This window comes from Nostoc sp. JL34 (genome assembly GCF_017114945.1).
GTDB lineage: Bacteria > Cyanobacteriota > Cyanobacteriia > Cyanobacteriales > Nostocaceae > Nostoc.
Genome location: NZ_JABXKQ010000066.1, coordinates 49,011 through 63,663, shown reverse-complemented (window position 1 = coordinate 63,663; position 14,653 = coordinate 49,011). Strand labels below are relative to the sequence as shown.

At 42.3% G+C, this 14,653-nt stretch carries 13 protein-coding genes; 8 read left to right on the top strand and 5 right to left on the bottom strand.

Translation table 11 applies throughout. The features are described from left to right. Positions 1-76 precede the first annotated feature (76 nt). The 3 genes from HWQ44_RS13870 to HWQ44_RS13860 all read right to left on the bottom strand — a co-directional run bounded on the left by HWQ44_RS13870 (position 77) and on the right by HWQ44_RS13860 (position 1,379). Positions 77-484 (bottom strand): hypothetical protein, encoded by a 408-nt coding sequence (locus HWQ44_RS13870; protein ID WP_292719417.1) that lies wholly within the window; start codon positions 482-484, stop codon positions 77-79. A gap of 451 nt (positions 485-935) precedes the next feature. Beyond that, on the bottom strand, positions 936-1,082 hold the full coding sequence (locus tag HWQ44_RS13865) for a hypothetical protein (protein ID WP_292719415.1): 147 nt from the start codon (positions 1,080-1,082) through the stop codon (positions 936-938). 102 nt (positions 1,083-1,184) lie between these two features. Next, positions 1,185-1,379 carry a hypothetical protein gene (locus HWQ44_RS13860; RefSeq protein ID WP_292719413.1) on the bottom strand — a complete coding sequence of 65 codons (195 nt, stop codon included), beginning with the start codon at positions 1,377-1,379 and terminating at the stop codon, positions 1,185-1,187. A 182-nt stretch (positions 1,380-1,561) separates the two neighbouring features. Between HWQ44_RS13860 and HWQ44_RS13855 the strand changes: the two genes are divergently transcribed. Further along, complete coding sequence (locus tag HWQ44_RS13855; protein WP_292719411.1) at positions 1,562-3,982, top strand: ATP-dependent helicase; 2,421 nt, start codon at positions 1,562-1,564, stop codon at positions 3,980-3,982. Between the two features lie 443 nt (positions 3,983-4,425). After that, entirely contained in the window at positions 4,426-5,148 is a 723-nt protein-coding gene (locus HWQ44_RS13850) for a hypothetical protein (RefSeq protein ID WP_292719409.1), read from the top strand. A 343-nt stretch (positions 5,149-5,491) separates the two neighbouring features. On the opposite strand, the gene HWQ44_RS13845 is transcribed toward HWQ44_RS13850, so the two are convergent. Then, entirely contained in the window at positions 5,492-6,121 is a 630-nt protein-coding gene (locus HWQ44_RS13845; RefSeq protein WP_292719407.1) for a beta/gamma crystallin domain-containing protein, read from the bottom strand. A gap of 618 nt (positions 6,122-6,739) precedes the next feature. Between HWQ44_RS13845 and rpmI the strand changes: the two genes are divergently transcribed. From rpmI to HWQ44_RS13815, 6 genes are all read left to right on the top strand, one after another. Next, a complete protein-coding gene (gene rpmI, locus HWQ44_RS13840; RefSeq protein WP_292719406.1) occupies positions 6,740-6,937 on the top strand; it encodes a 50S ribosomal protein L35 in 198 nt (65 codons plus the stop codon). A 19-nt stretch (positions 6,938-6,956) separates the two neighbouring features. Further along, the gene (gene rplT, locus HWQ44_RS13835) at positions 6,957-7,313 is read left to right on the top strand and encodes a 50S ribosomal protein L20 (RefSeq protein ID WP_292719404.1); all 357 of its coding nucleotides are present in this window, start codon (positions 6,957-6,959) and stop codon (positions 7,311-7,313) included. Between the two features lie 12 nt (positions 7,314-7,325). Next, the gene (locus HWQ44_RS13830; RefSeq protein WP_292719402.1) at positions 7,326-8,141 is read left to right on the top strand and encodes a transporter substrate-binding domain-containing protein; all 816 of its coding nucleotides are present in this window, start codon (positions 7,326-7,328) and stop codon (positions 8,139-8,141) included. 165 nt (positions 8,142-8,306) lie between these two features. Beyond that, positions 8,307-8,831, top strand: coding sequence for a tetratricopeptide repeat protein (locus HWQ44_RS13825; RefSeq protein WP_292719400.1), 525 nt, complete (start codon positions 8,307-8,309; stop codon positions 8,829-8,831). A 205-nt stretch (positions 8,832-9,036) separates the two neighbouring features. Continuing rightward, on the top strand, positions 9,037-11,019 hold the full coding sequence (locus HWQ44_RS13820) for a primary-amine oxidase (protein ID WP_292719398.1): 1,983 nt from the start codon (positions 9,037-9,039) through the stop codon (positions 11,017-11,019). Between the two features lie 120 nt (positions 11,020-11,139). Further along, positions 11,140-11,709 (top strand): peptidylprolyl isomerase, encoded by a 570-nt coding sequence (locus HWQ44_RS13815; RefSeq protein WP_292719396.1) that lies wholly within the window; start codon positions 11,140-11,142, stop codon positions 11,707-11,709. A gap of 72 nt (positions 11,710-11,781) precedes the next feature. On the opposite strand, the gene mutS is transcribed toward HWQ44_RS13815, so the two are convergent. Then, complete coding sequence (gene mutS / locus HWQ44_RS13810; protein WP_292719394.1) at positions 11,782-14,385, bottom strand: DNA mismatch repair protein MutS; 2,604 nt, start codon at positions 14,383-14,385, stop codon at positions 11,782-11,784. Between the last annotated feature and the right edge of the window lie 268 nt (positions 14,386-14,653).

Sequence of the window (14,653 nt, the reverse complement as noted above, 5' to 3'; positions counted from 1 at the left end):
TAGACTTTGGATTTTGGATTTTGGATTGAAGAATAATTCAGAATTCAGAATCCAGTTCTGTATGAGACATTTAATTTTACTTTTCTAAATCCTTAGCGCTAACAGTTGTACTGCTCATTTGTTCTCGCAAAATTGCAACTTGAGAAATCATAATTTTCTCTAGTGCGCCAGTTTCCATGTCTCCCATCCAAGGAATCATTGATGATAGAAATAGTTCTTTGAGGTAGGCAAAAGAAAAGCCTTCCGTTAATGCAACTATCTGACTCACTCCCTGCTCAAACAAGCCCATCGTTTCGCTATCAGTAGCATACTCAGACTTAAAGCTTTTAACGTATAAGCAAGGCTGCTGCATTTGATTCATCAATGCTTTAACTGTATGCGTTTTACCATTTTCTGGTGAGCCAATAAATAAAATACCACGTTTCCAAGGGACACTGTAAGGGACTTCCAACAAATAAATTACCCAATCTTGTGGGGTGGGCATCTTGCCCGCCCATATAGGTAGGGCGGGCGAGACGCCATTAGTGTCAACTTAAGGTTAAAACCCATTTGTCAATGATAGGTTTTGTTAGGAACGAAGTATAAAGTTGAACTTTTTTCTGACTTTTATACGCAAGCTGGGAGTGATGCTAATAAACAAAGCATTAATAGTCCCTGAAAAAGTTCGTTTTTTGTCCCTTTCAAACCAAATTGTTAAGCATAAATGCTTATTGACATAGGAAGTTTGAGCTTAACTTGACACCTATGGCGAGACGCCCACCCTACAATAAGTAGTTGAGTATTTTTTTATTTGGAAGTCCCTAAGTTGCGTAAGCTTCGCGCGATGCAAAGAAGTTTATTAAGTCATCTTGAATGTCTTCTTTAAGAGTTTTATGCAAGATGAGATTGCCAAAAGTTGCGCTTTGAATAGATTCAAATAGGTCAGTATTTTTATCCTAGTAGCCATCTTCAAAAACTAAAAGTTCATTACGAATTTGTGAATTCCAATCACAATCTGCGGCAAAAAAGTTTTGAGCTAATTCTGTGCTATTCGCCAAAATCCAAAAATAGCGAGTTTTACAATATCCTTCGTGCCAACTCATTAAAAGGATATCAAGTTTATTTCCCTGCTATGAAACTTGAAAACTGGCATTTTCAGTATATTTATAAATCTGGTTTTCCATACCATTTCAACCAGTGAGCGTCTAGTTATGGATATGAGCATCATATTTAATTTTGCAGAGATTTGCCTCAGCGTATTTTTCTAAATGGAACGAACTATCATTACTTTCCAGCAATGCTTTTTTAGGATAAAGAGCGGCTAACTCCTGACTAACATGATAGGAAATAGCATCATTAGGTAAGCTAAGTGCTTCTGTAATTAGTTGTTTAATTTTCATATTTATTTATTATTCTAGTTAGTTGCCACTAATCAAGACATCAAATTAGGATAATCTAATCTAACATTAAGATGTAGGTTTAGTGGTCAAGAAAAAAGTTACGGGTTTGAATCCTCCACTAAAAAATTGCTGAGTTCTGAATTCTGGCTGGGAGAATTCTTCTTCAAAATATAAAATTTGATATGTCAGACTTTAAATTTACTGCTACTGCACCTCAAGAATTACTAGACTCAGAATTGTCTGAGCGATCGCCTATTATTTCTCTGCAAGACAAGATTCTCGCAATTCGCAACAGTCTCCGCCCTGGACAACAGCAAATGGCTGATTGGCAATCTGGCCCTTTGGCTATTTCTGCCGTTCCTGGTGCAGGCAAATCTACTGGTATGGCGGCGGCCGCAGCGATCGCGATCGCCCGTCAATATGAGCGTTCATCCTTCCGTCGTCACTTGGTAGTCGTTACTTTCACTCGCTCTGCTGCTGCCAATATTAAAGCGAAGATTCGCAAAGACTTAAAGAAATTATCTTTGCCTCAAACGGGCTTTTTTGTCTATACCCTACATGGTTTAGCATTGAACATTGCCAACCGCCATTCTGATTTATCGGGTTTGCAGTTAGAAAATGTCACATTAATTACACCAACCCAAAGTCACCGCTTTATCAGAAATGCTGTAGAACAATGGATTGGAAATAATCCAGAGCGATATTTACGGTTATTAGAAGGTCATCAATTTGACGGAGAAGAGACAGAAAGGTTGCGTCGCCAATCGGTGCTGCGAACAGAAGTATTGCCGGAATTGGCTAATACGGTAATTCATGAAGCAAAAAGTTCTGGGATATCGCCAGAATTGTTGCGGGAGTGGAGTAAACAAACCACAGACGAATATGCAATTTTGAGCGTAGCGGCGGGATTGTACGAGCAATATCAAAACTTAATGCGATCGCGTGACTTCATCGACTACGACGATATGATTTTAGCCGCACTGCGCGTTTTAGAAAATGACAGTGCCCGTCGCATTGAGCAAAATCAAGTATTCGCTGTCTTTGAAGACGAAGCCCAAGATTCTAGCCCCCTACAGACGCAGCTGTTGGAAATTTTGGCAAGTGATGCGGGAGATAATTCTTCACTCCTAAAAGACGCGATGAATCGCGTCTCTCCTAACTCTTCACTCAACTTGGTACGAGTTGGCGATCCCAACCAGGCGATTAACTCCACATTTACCCCAGCCGATCCGATTTATTTTCGGCAATTTTGCGAAGAGTGCGATCGCATCGAACGATTGGCAACGATGGATCAAGCCGGTCGCAGTACTAGAATTATTATCGAAGCTGCTAACTTTGCCCTCAAATGGATCAATAGTCAGTGGTTAGCAACAACCAACAACAAACAACAAACTCCTGACAACCGACAAGTACCATTTCGCTTGCAGACAATTCGCCCTGTGGAAGTTGGTGATCCACAACCTAACGCCAACCCCGCACCCGTAGGACGAGGATTAGAACTTTATACACCGCGTGATATTTATCATACCGTTGAATTGTTATCTCAAAGGGTGATTGAGTTATTTGGCGAAGACCCAACACAAAATAGTGCCGCGATTTTAGTCCGAGAAAATCGCCAAGGAAGATGGTTAGGCGAGGCTCTGACATCTGTGTGCAAAGAGCATAAAATTATACTTTACGATGTGGGAGAACGCGATCGCCGTTCCCATGTCCCCCAAGAAATTTTGGCATTATTGCAATTTTGCGATCGCCCCCACTCCCCCGATTACCTCAAAGCTGCCCTAGAAGCATTAGTACAGCGCCAATTAATTCCTACCCAAGACCTCAACGCTCTTGCTAGTCTACCAGAAGACTTTTTGTATCCTGGCCCTCTAGCAGCACCCCAGCCAGAAACAGTCCAAAAAGCTGCCCGCTTGTGTCGCAGCTTACTTCGCGCTCGTTTGGAATTGCCTCTGTACCAGCTAATTTCCTTTCTCGCCTTGACCTTAAATTATGACCAGGCAGAATTAGCAACTGCTGACAAACTCGCAGAACGGGTTAACCAGCAGATAGCTGGCAATAGTTCGATGGGAGGAATGCTGTCAGCTTTAAGTGAAATCGTTAGTTCTGAACGGTTTGAACCAGTGGAAACCGAGGATTCGGAAGAACGTTACACCCGTCGCGGTCAACTAACGATTATTACCATGCACAAAGCCAAAGGGTTAGATTGGGACTATGTATTTCTTCCCTTTCTCCACGAAAACTTGATTCCTGGCAGATTTTGGGTTCCTCCCCAAAGCCAGTTCTTAGGTGACTTTACCTTATCAGAAGTAGCCCGCGCCCAAATTCGCGCTACTCTCCACGAAGAATCTACCATACCAGATGTGAGTCAGGCATGGGAAGTGGCAAAGAATTTGAAAACATCTGAAGAGTACCGTTTACTTTATGTTGCCATGACACGAGCAAAGCTTCTGTTGTGGATGTCTGCGGCACAGAAAGCCCCCTTTACTTGGAGTAAACCTGACAATTTACAAGAACAAGCGCCTTGTCCGGTTTTTCCTGCATTAAAACGCCAATTCCCTGAATATGTGGTGAATTTGGCGGCAATGACTAAACAAGCATAAGGGATGGGACATTGGGCATTGGGAAGAAATCTTCGTTGTTCCTCTTGTCCCCACTCTTGACAAAAAACTGGATTGAGAGCAATTGCGATATTATAGCGCTTCTCGTTTGCGTGAGTATACCTGTAGGGGCACGGCACTGCCCATTGGTATCAACTTAACGTGAAACCGCACGTCCGCCAGGGATTGTAAATCCCTGTCTCATAACTAAAGTCCTCTGAAGAGGACTAAATAGCGCGAAAATTTTCAGTCTACTTCAGTAGACTTGAGCAATTAGTCAGGGAATTATATTCCCTGGCGGGTGAACAACACCCAATCAGTATGCTATTTCTAGCTTAAGTTGACACCAATGGGCACTGCCGTGCCCCTACACCCCGCGATATAATGTTGTACTGCATCTGAATGGGAACCGCTATATCCGGTCAATTTTCAAAAAAATATAATATATGAAATCAATCATCCAAGCATCTGCCGTAATTAAAAGCACCTTCCAGTCACCCAGAGGAGTTTTCTTGACGCTGGCGTTGACAAACTTGCTATCCTGTGGATTTGGACTCATTGAAAACAATTCTGCTGGGGCTATTCCTCGCCCACACAGCACTCAATTATCCCAATCGCAAGCAAACGAGTTACCGAAGGCGATCGCTAATAAAATTTTACAGGATGCTTCCAAGAGTTCCGGTGTACCTAGACGGGAATTACAGATTACCCAAGTCACATCGAAAACCTTTGGTAATCCCTGTGAGTTTAATTTTGGAGAAGTTTGTACTAGGGAATACAACCCCATTGAAGGCTGGGAAGTAGTCGTCAGAGTCCGCCAAGATTTGTGGACTTACCATGTAGATAAATCTGGAAAGCAAATCCTTTTAGATCCTAAAGTGAGTACTTTACAAACGTTGCACAAAGCGATCGCAGATGCAATTTTGAGCGATGCTTCAAGCCGTTCTGGGGTAGGAATTGCTGATTTAAAAATTACTCAAGCTACACCAAAAACCTTTGGAAATCTCTGCAAATTCAACTTTGGCGAAGTCTGCACCCAGCAGTACGATCCCGTGGAAGGCTGGAAAGTGATTGTCAAGGTTAAAGAGGAATCTTGGACTTACCATGTGAATAAATCCAATTCACAAATAATTTTAGATCCCAAAGTCAACGCCACTGAAAAAAGTTAAATAAGCTGTTACGCATAAAAATTGCATCTTTCGCGTAGCGACGACCATAGGAGAAGATTGTCATTAGAGAAAAATAGACTCTAGTTCCCCTTCTCCCATGCTTATAAGAAGGGGTTAGGGGATGAGGGCTATCAAAGGTTTTTGCAACTAGGCGGATGCTTTCGACGCGCATCCGCCTAGTTGCAAAATAAATTGCGCTCCCAAAATTCACGTCAAGAATTAATAAATTCTTACCTTGCTAAAAACTAGTTGGAAACTACCAGCTTTGAACAAGGTAAGAGGTAATTGTAGCTCTCTACAAACTGGGCCTCTTTTTTGCTTTTATTAGCGACTTAACCCTAATTCACTTACCAAGCCAAATAAAGTCAAATGTTCCTGGAGCCGTTTGCTCAAATTTAAATCCTGGTGGTTTAGTTTCTTCTTGGTAAGTAAGTTCAGCTTGATTTTGGTCATTATTCCATTTGATGTAGACAGTACCTGTAGACAAATAACTGTAGTCAGGTTCTTCTAAACGTAAATAAATTCCAGTTGTTAGTGGTGGAAAATTGGGCTGATTTGTCGGCAGAGACCCTATAATATGATATTCATTATTTCCATCATCTGTACGATCTGTTGATTCTCCGACCTGATCTGTCTGACATTTCAAAGATAAACTTTTGTTGGCTCCAGATTGATCGACTAAGCGAAATGCCACTACTGAATTGCTAGTGTCAACAACTTTGAATGTAGAGAGACCTCCTATACTAGAAAGATCCGGGTTATCTGTGTTCCACTCTTCATATATGCCAGTTGCATTACAATGCTGCCAAGCTAGAACTTTAATTAATTCTCCAACTTTAACAGACAAAAATTTATCATTAAGTGACCCAGAACCACCATTACAAGTAGTCTGATCTCCTTGATCCTTCAAATATGAATGAGCATTACCCTGATAGTTCTTTCCTTCAAAGAAGATTGCTTCATTATTAGACATGACTTACCTCTTTTAGATACAACTAATTTAATTTCTTGTCAGTGTTTCTAAAAAACATTAAATTGACTACATTCTTCAACTCAAGCATGACTATCCAACACTTATCACTCATCAGTTTACTGAGTACAGTTTTCATCCCAGTATGCTTTTAAATTTGACGTTGGATTTTTAGATGTTGCTTCTTGTCAAATCACAGTTGGAACTGTTTTTTAATGCGAATGCTTTTTTGAATTCGCTGAAATTGATAATACGGTTACTTGATTGATCAATCAAGTATTTTATCAGTGATTTTACTTTTGTTTACAATAATTAAACACATGTATCATACTGAATCAGCAAAATCCATAACTGATTTTTTGCAATATGTGACTTTTTTTTGGAAGTTTAAACTTATCTAAATTACGGGCAGCGTAACGCAGGCGAGACAAGGTTTAGCTGCGCTATAGAGTGAGCCTGGTAACGATGCTCTCTTTTCTCGATATAGCTGCGCTATCGTTATCGCCTGGGTTGAAAAAACCTTTTCGCAGCATCTAGAGACTGCTGTTGCTTGCTCTATAGTTTGTTTAATCGAATTCTCATAGTATATAATTGTGGATCGTGTCGAATCAAAGCTAGACCATGCCTAAACTAAAGACTCGTAAAGCTGCGGCAAAGCGATTCCGTGCCACCGGTACCGGCAAAATCGTCCGTCGTAAAGCGTTCAAAAGCCACCTTTTAGAGCACAAATCTTCTGACAAAAAGCGTAGTATGCGCCATAGTGCGCTTGTACATGAACGCGATGAACTTAACGTGCGCTTGATGCTCCCATATTTGTAAGTATTTTAGGAAATAAGTTATGACTCGGGTAAAACGCGGTAATGTAGCTCGGAAGCGCCGCAATAAAATTCTCAAACTAGCTAAAGGTTTTCGCGGTTCCCATTCAACTCTGTTTAGAACTGCCAACCAACAAGTGATGAAGGCGCTACGGAGTGCCTACCGCGATCGCAAAAAGAAAAAGCGCGATTTTCGTCGCCTCTGGATCACCCGCATCAACGCTGCTTCCAGGCAACACGGCTTGAGTTACAGCCAGTTGATCGGCAACTTGAAAAAAGCTGATATCCTGCTAAATCGCAAGATGTTGGCACAATTGGCAGTCCTCGATCCAGCTAGCTTCGGCAAAGTTGCGGAATTGGCAAATCAAGCTAAAGGATAAAGGTGGTAAGGGATGTATAACAGATGTAACAAATGGCAAGTAATTACTCGGTTACATCTGGTATTATCCGCTACTATCTTTTGGCTTTTTTGTTTTTCCATCGTGGGGACGGGATTAACTGCATCTGCTGCCGAAATGTCAGAAATTCAGCAGCGGGGCTATTTAAATATTGCCGTTAAAGATAACTTGCGTCCCTTGGGATTTAAAGATGACAACGGGAATTTGCAAGGCTTAGAAATTGACTTAGCAAAGCGTTTGGCAGTTGACTTGGTTGGGAAAGCCGAAGCTGTAAAATTTCAACCTGTGGCGAATCGCGATCGCCTGTCTGTAGTCTTAGACAAGAAAGTTGATTTTGTGATCGCTAGAGTCACAGCAACCGAGTCACGCGCCCGCATAGTTAGTTTCAGTGTTCCCTACTATTTGGATGGCACTGTATTAGTTACAAAAGATACTTCTGTGCAGCAGTTAAGTGATTTGGCAAAACAAAAAATTGCCGTACTCAACAACTCCAGCACCATTGCTCAAGTGCGGTACTATGTGCCAAGCGCCGAGTTAGTAGGAGTGAATTCTTATGAAGAAGCGCGAGAGGGAATAGAAAATAGTGCCGCCGCCGCCTTTGCCGCAGATGCTAGCGTTCTGAGCGGTTGGGTGCAACAATATCCCCAATATCGGCTACTGCCAACCAAGCTATCAACTGAACCCTTGTCTGTAGTAACGCCCAAGGGATTGCAATATGATGAGTTAAGACGAAATGTGAATCAAGCGATCGCTCGTTACTTAGAACAAGGTTGGCTCCAGCAACGCGCTCAATATTGGGGTTTACCGTAAATTAGTCATTAGTCATTAGTCATTAGTCATTAGTAAATAACAAATAACAAATGACATAGACGCGCCAGCGGCTTCCCGCAGGGTAGGACAAATGACATAGACGCGCCAGCGGCTTCCCGCAGGGTAGGACAAATAACAAACTTTATAATATTTGTATTTGCAGCAATGGATAACAGTCTAGCCGTTGTTTATCTCTCAATTTTGGTGGTTATACTCACAATTGCAGCCGTGAGTGTGTTTCGCCAGATTTTCAAAACTCGCAAGGTTGAAGGCTCTTTTGCAAGATTGCGAAAGAAGTTAGAGAAAGAAAAAGGTACGACTCAAGAATATTATGAGTTAGGCAGTATTTATTCAGAAAAAAAAATGTACTCTCAAGCGATCGCGCTATTTCAAAAAGCTCTCAAAGCTGCTGAAGAAGAGGAAGAAGAAGATATCGCCCCCATTTACAACGGGTTGGGCTATATTTATTTTACTCAAGAGCAATATGACTTAGCAATTCGTCAGTACAAAGAAGCTCTCAAATCTAAACCAGACTACGTGACAGGATTGAATAATCTCGCTCACGCCTACGAGAAGAAAAAATTAACTACTCAGGCGTTACAAACTTACGAAGAAGCACTCAAATTGGCTCCAAATAACTCTATTGCTAAACGTCGGGCTGAATCTTTACGCCGTTTGGTTTCGGCCTAAATTGTACATGGGGCATTGGGGATGGGGCATTGGGCATTGAAAAGAGGCAGAGGGGGGAAAACTCTTCTTTCTTCGTTGCTCCCTTGCTTGTTCCCCACTCCCCAACTTATTAACAAATTAATTTAGCTTTAGCCTCTTAATTTATCGGTTTTCCATCTTAGGGTTGGAAATAGATAACTATAAGTCTTTTGTAAAAATGTAAAAGATGATTAAGCGGCTAAAGCGTTTTTTATGGCTATCTATTGCGATCATTTCCGTCATTTCTATCTCAATCGGATTAATGGAAATATTGACGGCTCAACAGCCTTCGATTTCCCATCCTCTCACTTCGCTAACTGAGGTAGAAATTAGCACAGCTGTTTCGATCATCCAAAAAGAAAAAACTTTGAGCGAAATGGCAGCTTTTCCACTAATTACTTTACAAGAACCAGATAAAGAAGAAGTTATAAATTTTACACCTGGTAAAGTCTTCCAGCGAAAAGTTTTTTTGGTAATCTATGAGCGATCGCAAAACAAAACCTTTGAAGGAATTGTTGATCTGAGAAGCAAAACCTTAAGTTCTTGGAAAGAAATACCCTTTGTTCAACCTGCGATTGTTAATTCAGAATATGAACTAGCAACTCAGGTAGTTAAAGCCGATCTGCGATGGCAAAAAGCAATGCAAAAGCGGGGAATTACCGATTTTGAGCAAGTCAAAATTAGTTGGTGGGCACCTGGAATCCAGAATCAACAGGAAGAAGCAACAGGTAATCGTCTTTGTCGGGGCTTATCTTACTACAAAGGCAAAGGCTGGAACTATTACGGTAGTCCGATTGAAGGAGTCATAGCAACAGTCAATTTGAATACGGGTAAAATCGCCAGTTTTATTGACAGAGGAAACGTACCTTTTTCTCAAGAAAACTGGAATTACGATGTGAAGTCCTTGGGCAAATTACTGTCACCACTTAAAGTATTGAAGATTCTCGAACCTCATGGTGCAAATTTCCAGATTAAAGATAATGAAATTAGCTGGCAAGGTTGGAAGTTTCGCTATTCAATGCATCCTCGAAATGGATTAATGCTGTACCAATTGACGTACAAGGACGGCGAAAATATCCGACCAGTTTTATACCGCGCTAGCCTATCAGAAATGGTAGTACCTTATGGCGATCCTGAGCCTACTTGGTCATTTAGAAATGCCTTTGATGTTGGAGAATACAACTTAGGTTTACTAGCAAATACGATGGAATTAGGTAAAGAAATTCCTGAAAATGGCTTGTTGCTAAATGCTGTATTTGCTAATGAGCAGGGAGAACCTTATAAAATACCAGGGGTTATCGGTATCTACGAACGCGATAATGGAATGCTGTGGAAACATTATGAGTATAATACTCAGCGGAATGATGTCCGTCGCAGTCGAGAATTAGTCATGACTATGACGGTAGCCATTGATAACTATGATTACAGCATCAATTGGATCTTTCACCAAGATGGGACTTTGGAAGTCCAAAATGAATTAACGGGTATCGTATTGGCGCAGGGAACGGCTGCTCAAAAGCAATCTGATGATGATTCCCACGGTAGGTTAATTGCCAAGAATATCTTCGGAGTAAATCACCAGCATTTTTTCAACTATCGCCTAGATTTAGATGTTGATGGTCAGGCTAATTCTGTGATGGAAATGAATGTGAAAGCTTTGCCGATGGATGAGAAAAATCCTTTAGGAAATGCGATCGCACTTTCAGAAATCCCACTAGCCAAAGAAACCTCTGCGGTGCGCGATTTGGATCTGAAAAGCAGTCGGGAGTGGATGATTGTTAGCGCAGACAAAAAGAATGCTCTCGGCGCTGCACCTGGATATATGCTGATGCCTGGAGGAAACTCCATATTTTTCCCTGTGGAAGGCTCAAAAATCCGGGAAAGGGCAGAATTTGCGACTCATCACGTTTGGGTAACAAAATATAAACCTACTGAACTTTATGCTGGGGGAGATTATCCCAACCAAACTCAACCAGGACAGGGCTTACCAAAATATATTGCAGACGATGAAGCCTTGATGGGTGAAGATATCGTACTGTGGTACACAATGGGCGTAACTCATATTCCGCGATCAGAAGATTGGCCTGTGATGCCTGTTCACCGAGTTGGCTTTAAGCTAGTCCCTAGAGGATTCTTTAGCCGGAATCCAGCGATAAATTTACCTGAGTAAAATATTTGTTGGCTCAAGTTTCCTTACTTCAGGTTTTTTGTCATGTCTAAAGGGGGTAACTTGAATGCTGATAGACTTATATAGGTCAAATACTGGCACTTGTTAAAAGTAGGATATCTAATGAACTTTCCAGAAATTAATATTCCCGGTAATGGCAAGCTGCACGCTCGTTTAATTACTTCCTTGGGTGAAATTGTAGTTCGTTTGGAAGAAGAGCGAACCCCCAACACCGTCAAAAATTTTGTCGGTCTAGCAACCGGAACAATCGACTGGAAAGACCCTAAAACTGGTGAATCTGGTAAGGGAACTCCAGCTTACGATGGGGTTCGCTTTCACCGGGTCATCCCTGATTTTATGATTCAGTGTGGCGATCCTCTGAGTCGTTATCTAGATACAGCCAACCGATGGGGTACTGGTGGCCCAGGATATCAATTTGAAGATGAGTTTCATCCTGAATTGAGACACACTGGTGCAGGTATCCTATCGATGGCTAATGCCGGACGCGGTACTAATGGTTCGCAATGGTTTATTACAGAAGCAGCAACGCCTCACCTTGACAACAAACACAGTGTTTTTGGTGAAGTTGTCCAAGGTTTAGATATAGTCAACAAGATCGCTAATGTGCCTACAACTAGAGATCGTCCGAATCAAGAAGTGGTGTTACAAAAAGTAGAAATTTTTCGGCAGTAATTAACACCTCGGTTTGTAGTAAGCACTTTAGTGCTTAGAAAATAAGGACTAAAGTGCTTACTACAAACTTGTTTATCCATCAAGATTTTGCAGTCCCATCGCAATCTTACTGTGTTTTTCAATTTGCCCCATCACTTGTTTTGCCCGTTGAATAACTACGGCTGGTAAACCCGCCAATCTTCCCGCTTCAATTCCATAAGACTTATCAGCACCTCCTGGTTGGACTTGGTGCAAAAAGATAATTTGGTCGGGTAATTCTTTCACTGTCACCTGATAGTTAGCCACATTCGGGATAATGCTAGCCAGTTCATTCAATTCATGGTAATGGGTGGCAAAAATTGTCCGTGACCGAATATCTACTGCTATATATTCCGCCACTGCCCAAGCTATGGAAAGACCATCAAATGTTGCTGTCCCGCGACCAATTTCATCTAATAGTACCAGCGACCTAGATGTGGCATGGTTGAGAATATTTGCGGTTTCATTCATCTCCACCATGAAGGTAGATTGACCAGTCGCTAAATCGTCTACTGCACCGACACGGGTAAAAATGCGATCGCATATTCCCAATCTAGCAAATTTAGCTGGTACAAAACTACCAATCTGCGCCATTAACTGAATCAATCCCACCTGACGCAAATAACAACTTTTGCCACTCGCATTTGGCCCGGTAAGAATAATTAAGTCAGGTGCGGGGAAACTCTTCTCCTTCTCCTCTGCGCCTCTGTGGTTCGTTTCCTCTCTTCCCAATTGCGTCGAATTCGGCACAAAGAACCCCGCAGGCAAAGACTGTTCCACTACCGGATGACGACCATCAACAATGTTTATCTCCCTTCCTGGCAAAATTTCGGGACGACAGTAACCTTGATGCACTGCCAATTCAGCCAAACCACACAACACATCCGCCGCCGCTACTGCGCGAGATAAATTGCGAATTACTTCCGCCTCTTGCGCTACCTCTTCCCGCAACACCGTAAAAATCTCATATTCCAACTGATTTAAATCATCCCGCGCTGTGAGAATCCGGGCTTCTCGTTCTTTTAAATCTGGGGTTATGTAACGTTCCTCATTGGTCAGAGTTTGCTTGCGGATATAGCTAGCGGGTACTTGGTCAGCTTTGGTGCGAGAAATACTGATGTAATAACCAAAGGTTTTGTTAAATCCTACCTTCAGTGTGGAAATTCCCGTCTTAGCCCTCTCATCAACTTCCAAGTTGGCAATCCATTGCTGGTCTGCTTCTACAGTCGCCTTCCTTTCATCCAACAGGGGATTTACACTAGGACGAATTAATCCGCCTTCCTTGATTTGGATGGGTGGTGACTCTACAAGATGTGCGTGTAACTTTTGTGCCAATTCTTCCAACACAGTTGGGACTTTTTGCAAAGCTTTGAGGAAGGGAGAACGGGTTTCAACTACTAAGTTGGATAATTCCGGTAAGCGTGAGAGGGAATCTGCCAAAGCTACTAAATCTCTAGCATTCGCTGTACCAGAACCAGCCCTTCCTGTGAGTCGTTCCAAATCGTAAATTTGCCTTAACAAATGCCGCAAATCTTGACGCAGAGGTGTATTTTCCATCAATTCTTGGATGGTGTCTTGCCGCGCCCGAATGCCTTTAATATCGAGTAGTGGTTGCAACAACCACCGCCGTAAAGCCCGCCCACCCATTGCTGTACTAGTTTTATCTAACGCCCAAAGTAGGGAACCGTGAAAAGTGCCATCCCGAACGGTTTGGGTAATTTCTAAGTTACGGCGGGTTTGATTATCAACAATTAGGTAATCGGTGACACTGTAGCTGCGGAGTCTCTGGAGGGTGACAGGGTTTTCTTTTTGGGTATCTTCCAAGTATTCTAGAAGACCACCAGCCGCACGAACAGCGAGGGGAAGATGATCGCAACCGAGTCCTTCGAGCGATCGCACCTTAAATTTCTGCAATAATCTAGGTCTAGCTTCACCTTGGGAAAAGGGAAGTTGCGATCGCAAACTATAACAAAATGATGGTGGCAAACACTCCGGCAGATGTGGTGAAGTTTCTCCCGGACGCAGCAAACTCCCTAAATCGGGTGCATTTGTCGGAACTAACACCTCTGAAGGTTGCAAGCGCATTAATTCTTGTGTCAAGTGTTCTAAATCACTACCTTGAGTGGTAAGAAATTCCCCTGTAGATATATCTGCATAAGCTAAACCCCAATGATTTGCGGCAATTACTACTGCTGCTAAGTAATTATTGCGACTGGATTTGAGCATTCCTTCTTCTAGCAAAGTCCCAGGAGTCAGGATGCGCGTTACCTCCCGTCGCACCAATCTCCCAGCAGCTTCAGAAGCATCTTCCACTTGGTCGCAAATTACTACTGCATAGCCTTTTTCTACCAACATCGTCGCGTAGCGTTCCCAAGCGTGATGCGGAACACCAGACATCGCCACTCGTCCCTGTTCTCCAGCTTGCTTACTAGTGAGGACTAATTCCAATTCTTGCGCTAGTTTTACAGCATCTTGGAAATAGCATTCAAAGAAATCTCCTACCCGATACAGCAATACGGCATGAGGATATTTATCCTTCGTTTCGACATAGTGCAGGTACATTTGACTTAGCTTGCTGCGGTCTACCTGTTGATGGTCGGAAATAAAAGTACTGGCGTCGGGTTTGGTAGATGGAGTTTCAGAGTGAGAAGCGGTCATAGATGCTATTGAGTTACGCACGGAAATTCCACAATATCCGATGATAGCTTGATGTTAGAGATGAATGGCGATGCCTGCGGCGGGCTACGCCTATAGCTCAAAGATATTTTACCTTTATCTGAACAACCATGCTGTGTTATTTAGGCATCTGTGAAAAATAGAGACTTAGCAGTGATACATCTCTACAAGGGTTCTGGATAACTCTATGAATTGATAAATTCGGCTTTTTGGCGATTTTTACCTAATTCCTAATTGGTATCAATTATCC

Bases quoted from the DNA above. Each gene is read 5' to 3' on its own strand.
- HWQ44_RS13825 (WP_292719400.1), top strand. From the start codon at position 8,307: ATGGATAACAGTCTAGCCGTTGTTTATCTCTCAATTTTGGTGGTTATA.
- HWQ44_RS13870 (WP_292719417.1), bottom strand. From the start codon at position 484: ATGCCCACCCCACAAGATTGGGTAATTTATTTGTTGGAAGTCCCTTAC.
- mutS (WP_292719394.1), bottom strand. From the start codon at position 14,385: ATGACCGCTTCTCACTCTGAAACTCCATCTACCAAACCCGACGCCAGT.
- HWQ44_RS13860 (WP_292719413.1), bottom strand. From the start codon at position 1,379: ATGAAAATTAAACAACTAATTACAGAAGCACTTAGCTTACCTAATGAT.
- HWQ44_RS13845 (WP_292719407.1), bottom strand. From the start codon at position 6,121: ATGTCTAATAATGAAGCAATCTTCTTTGAAGGAAAGAACTATCAGGGT.
- HWQ44_RS13815 (WP_292719396.1), top strand. From the start codon at position 11,140: ATGAACTTTCCAGAAATTAATATTCCCGGTAATGGCAAGCTGCACGCT.
- HWQ44_RS13865 (WP_292719415.1), bottom strand. From the start codon at position 1,082: ATGAGTTGGCACGAAGGATATTGTAAAACTCGCTATTTTTGGATTTTG.
- HWQ44_RS13855 (WP_292719411.1), top strand. From the start codon at position 1,562: ATGTCAGACTTTAAATTTACTGCTACTGCACCTCAAGAATTACTAGAC.
- rplT (WP_292719404.1), top strand. From the start codon at position 6,957: ATGACTCGGGTAAAACGCGGTAATGTAGCTCGGAAGCGCCGCAATAAA.
- rpmI (WP_292719406.1), top strand. From the start codon at position 6,740: ATGCCTAAACTAAAGACTCGTAAAGCTGCGGCAAAGCGATTCCGTGCC.
- HWQ44_RS13850 (WP_292719409.1), top strand. From the start codon at position 4,426: ATGAAATCAATCATCCAAGCATCTGCCGTAATTAAAAGCACCTTCCAG.
- HWQ44_RS13830 (WP_292719402.1), top strand. From the start codon at position 7,326: ATGTATAACAGATGTAACAAATGGCAAGTAATTACTCGGTTACATCTG.
- HWQ44_RS13820 (WP_292719398.1), top strand. From the start codon at position 9,037: ATGATTAAGCGGCTAAAGCGTTTTTTATGGCTATCTATTGCGATCATT.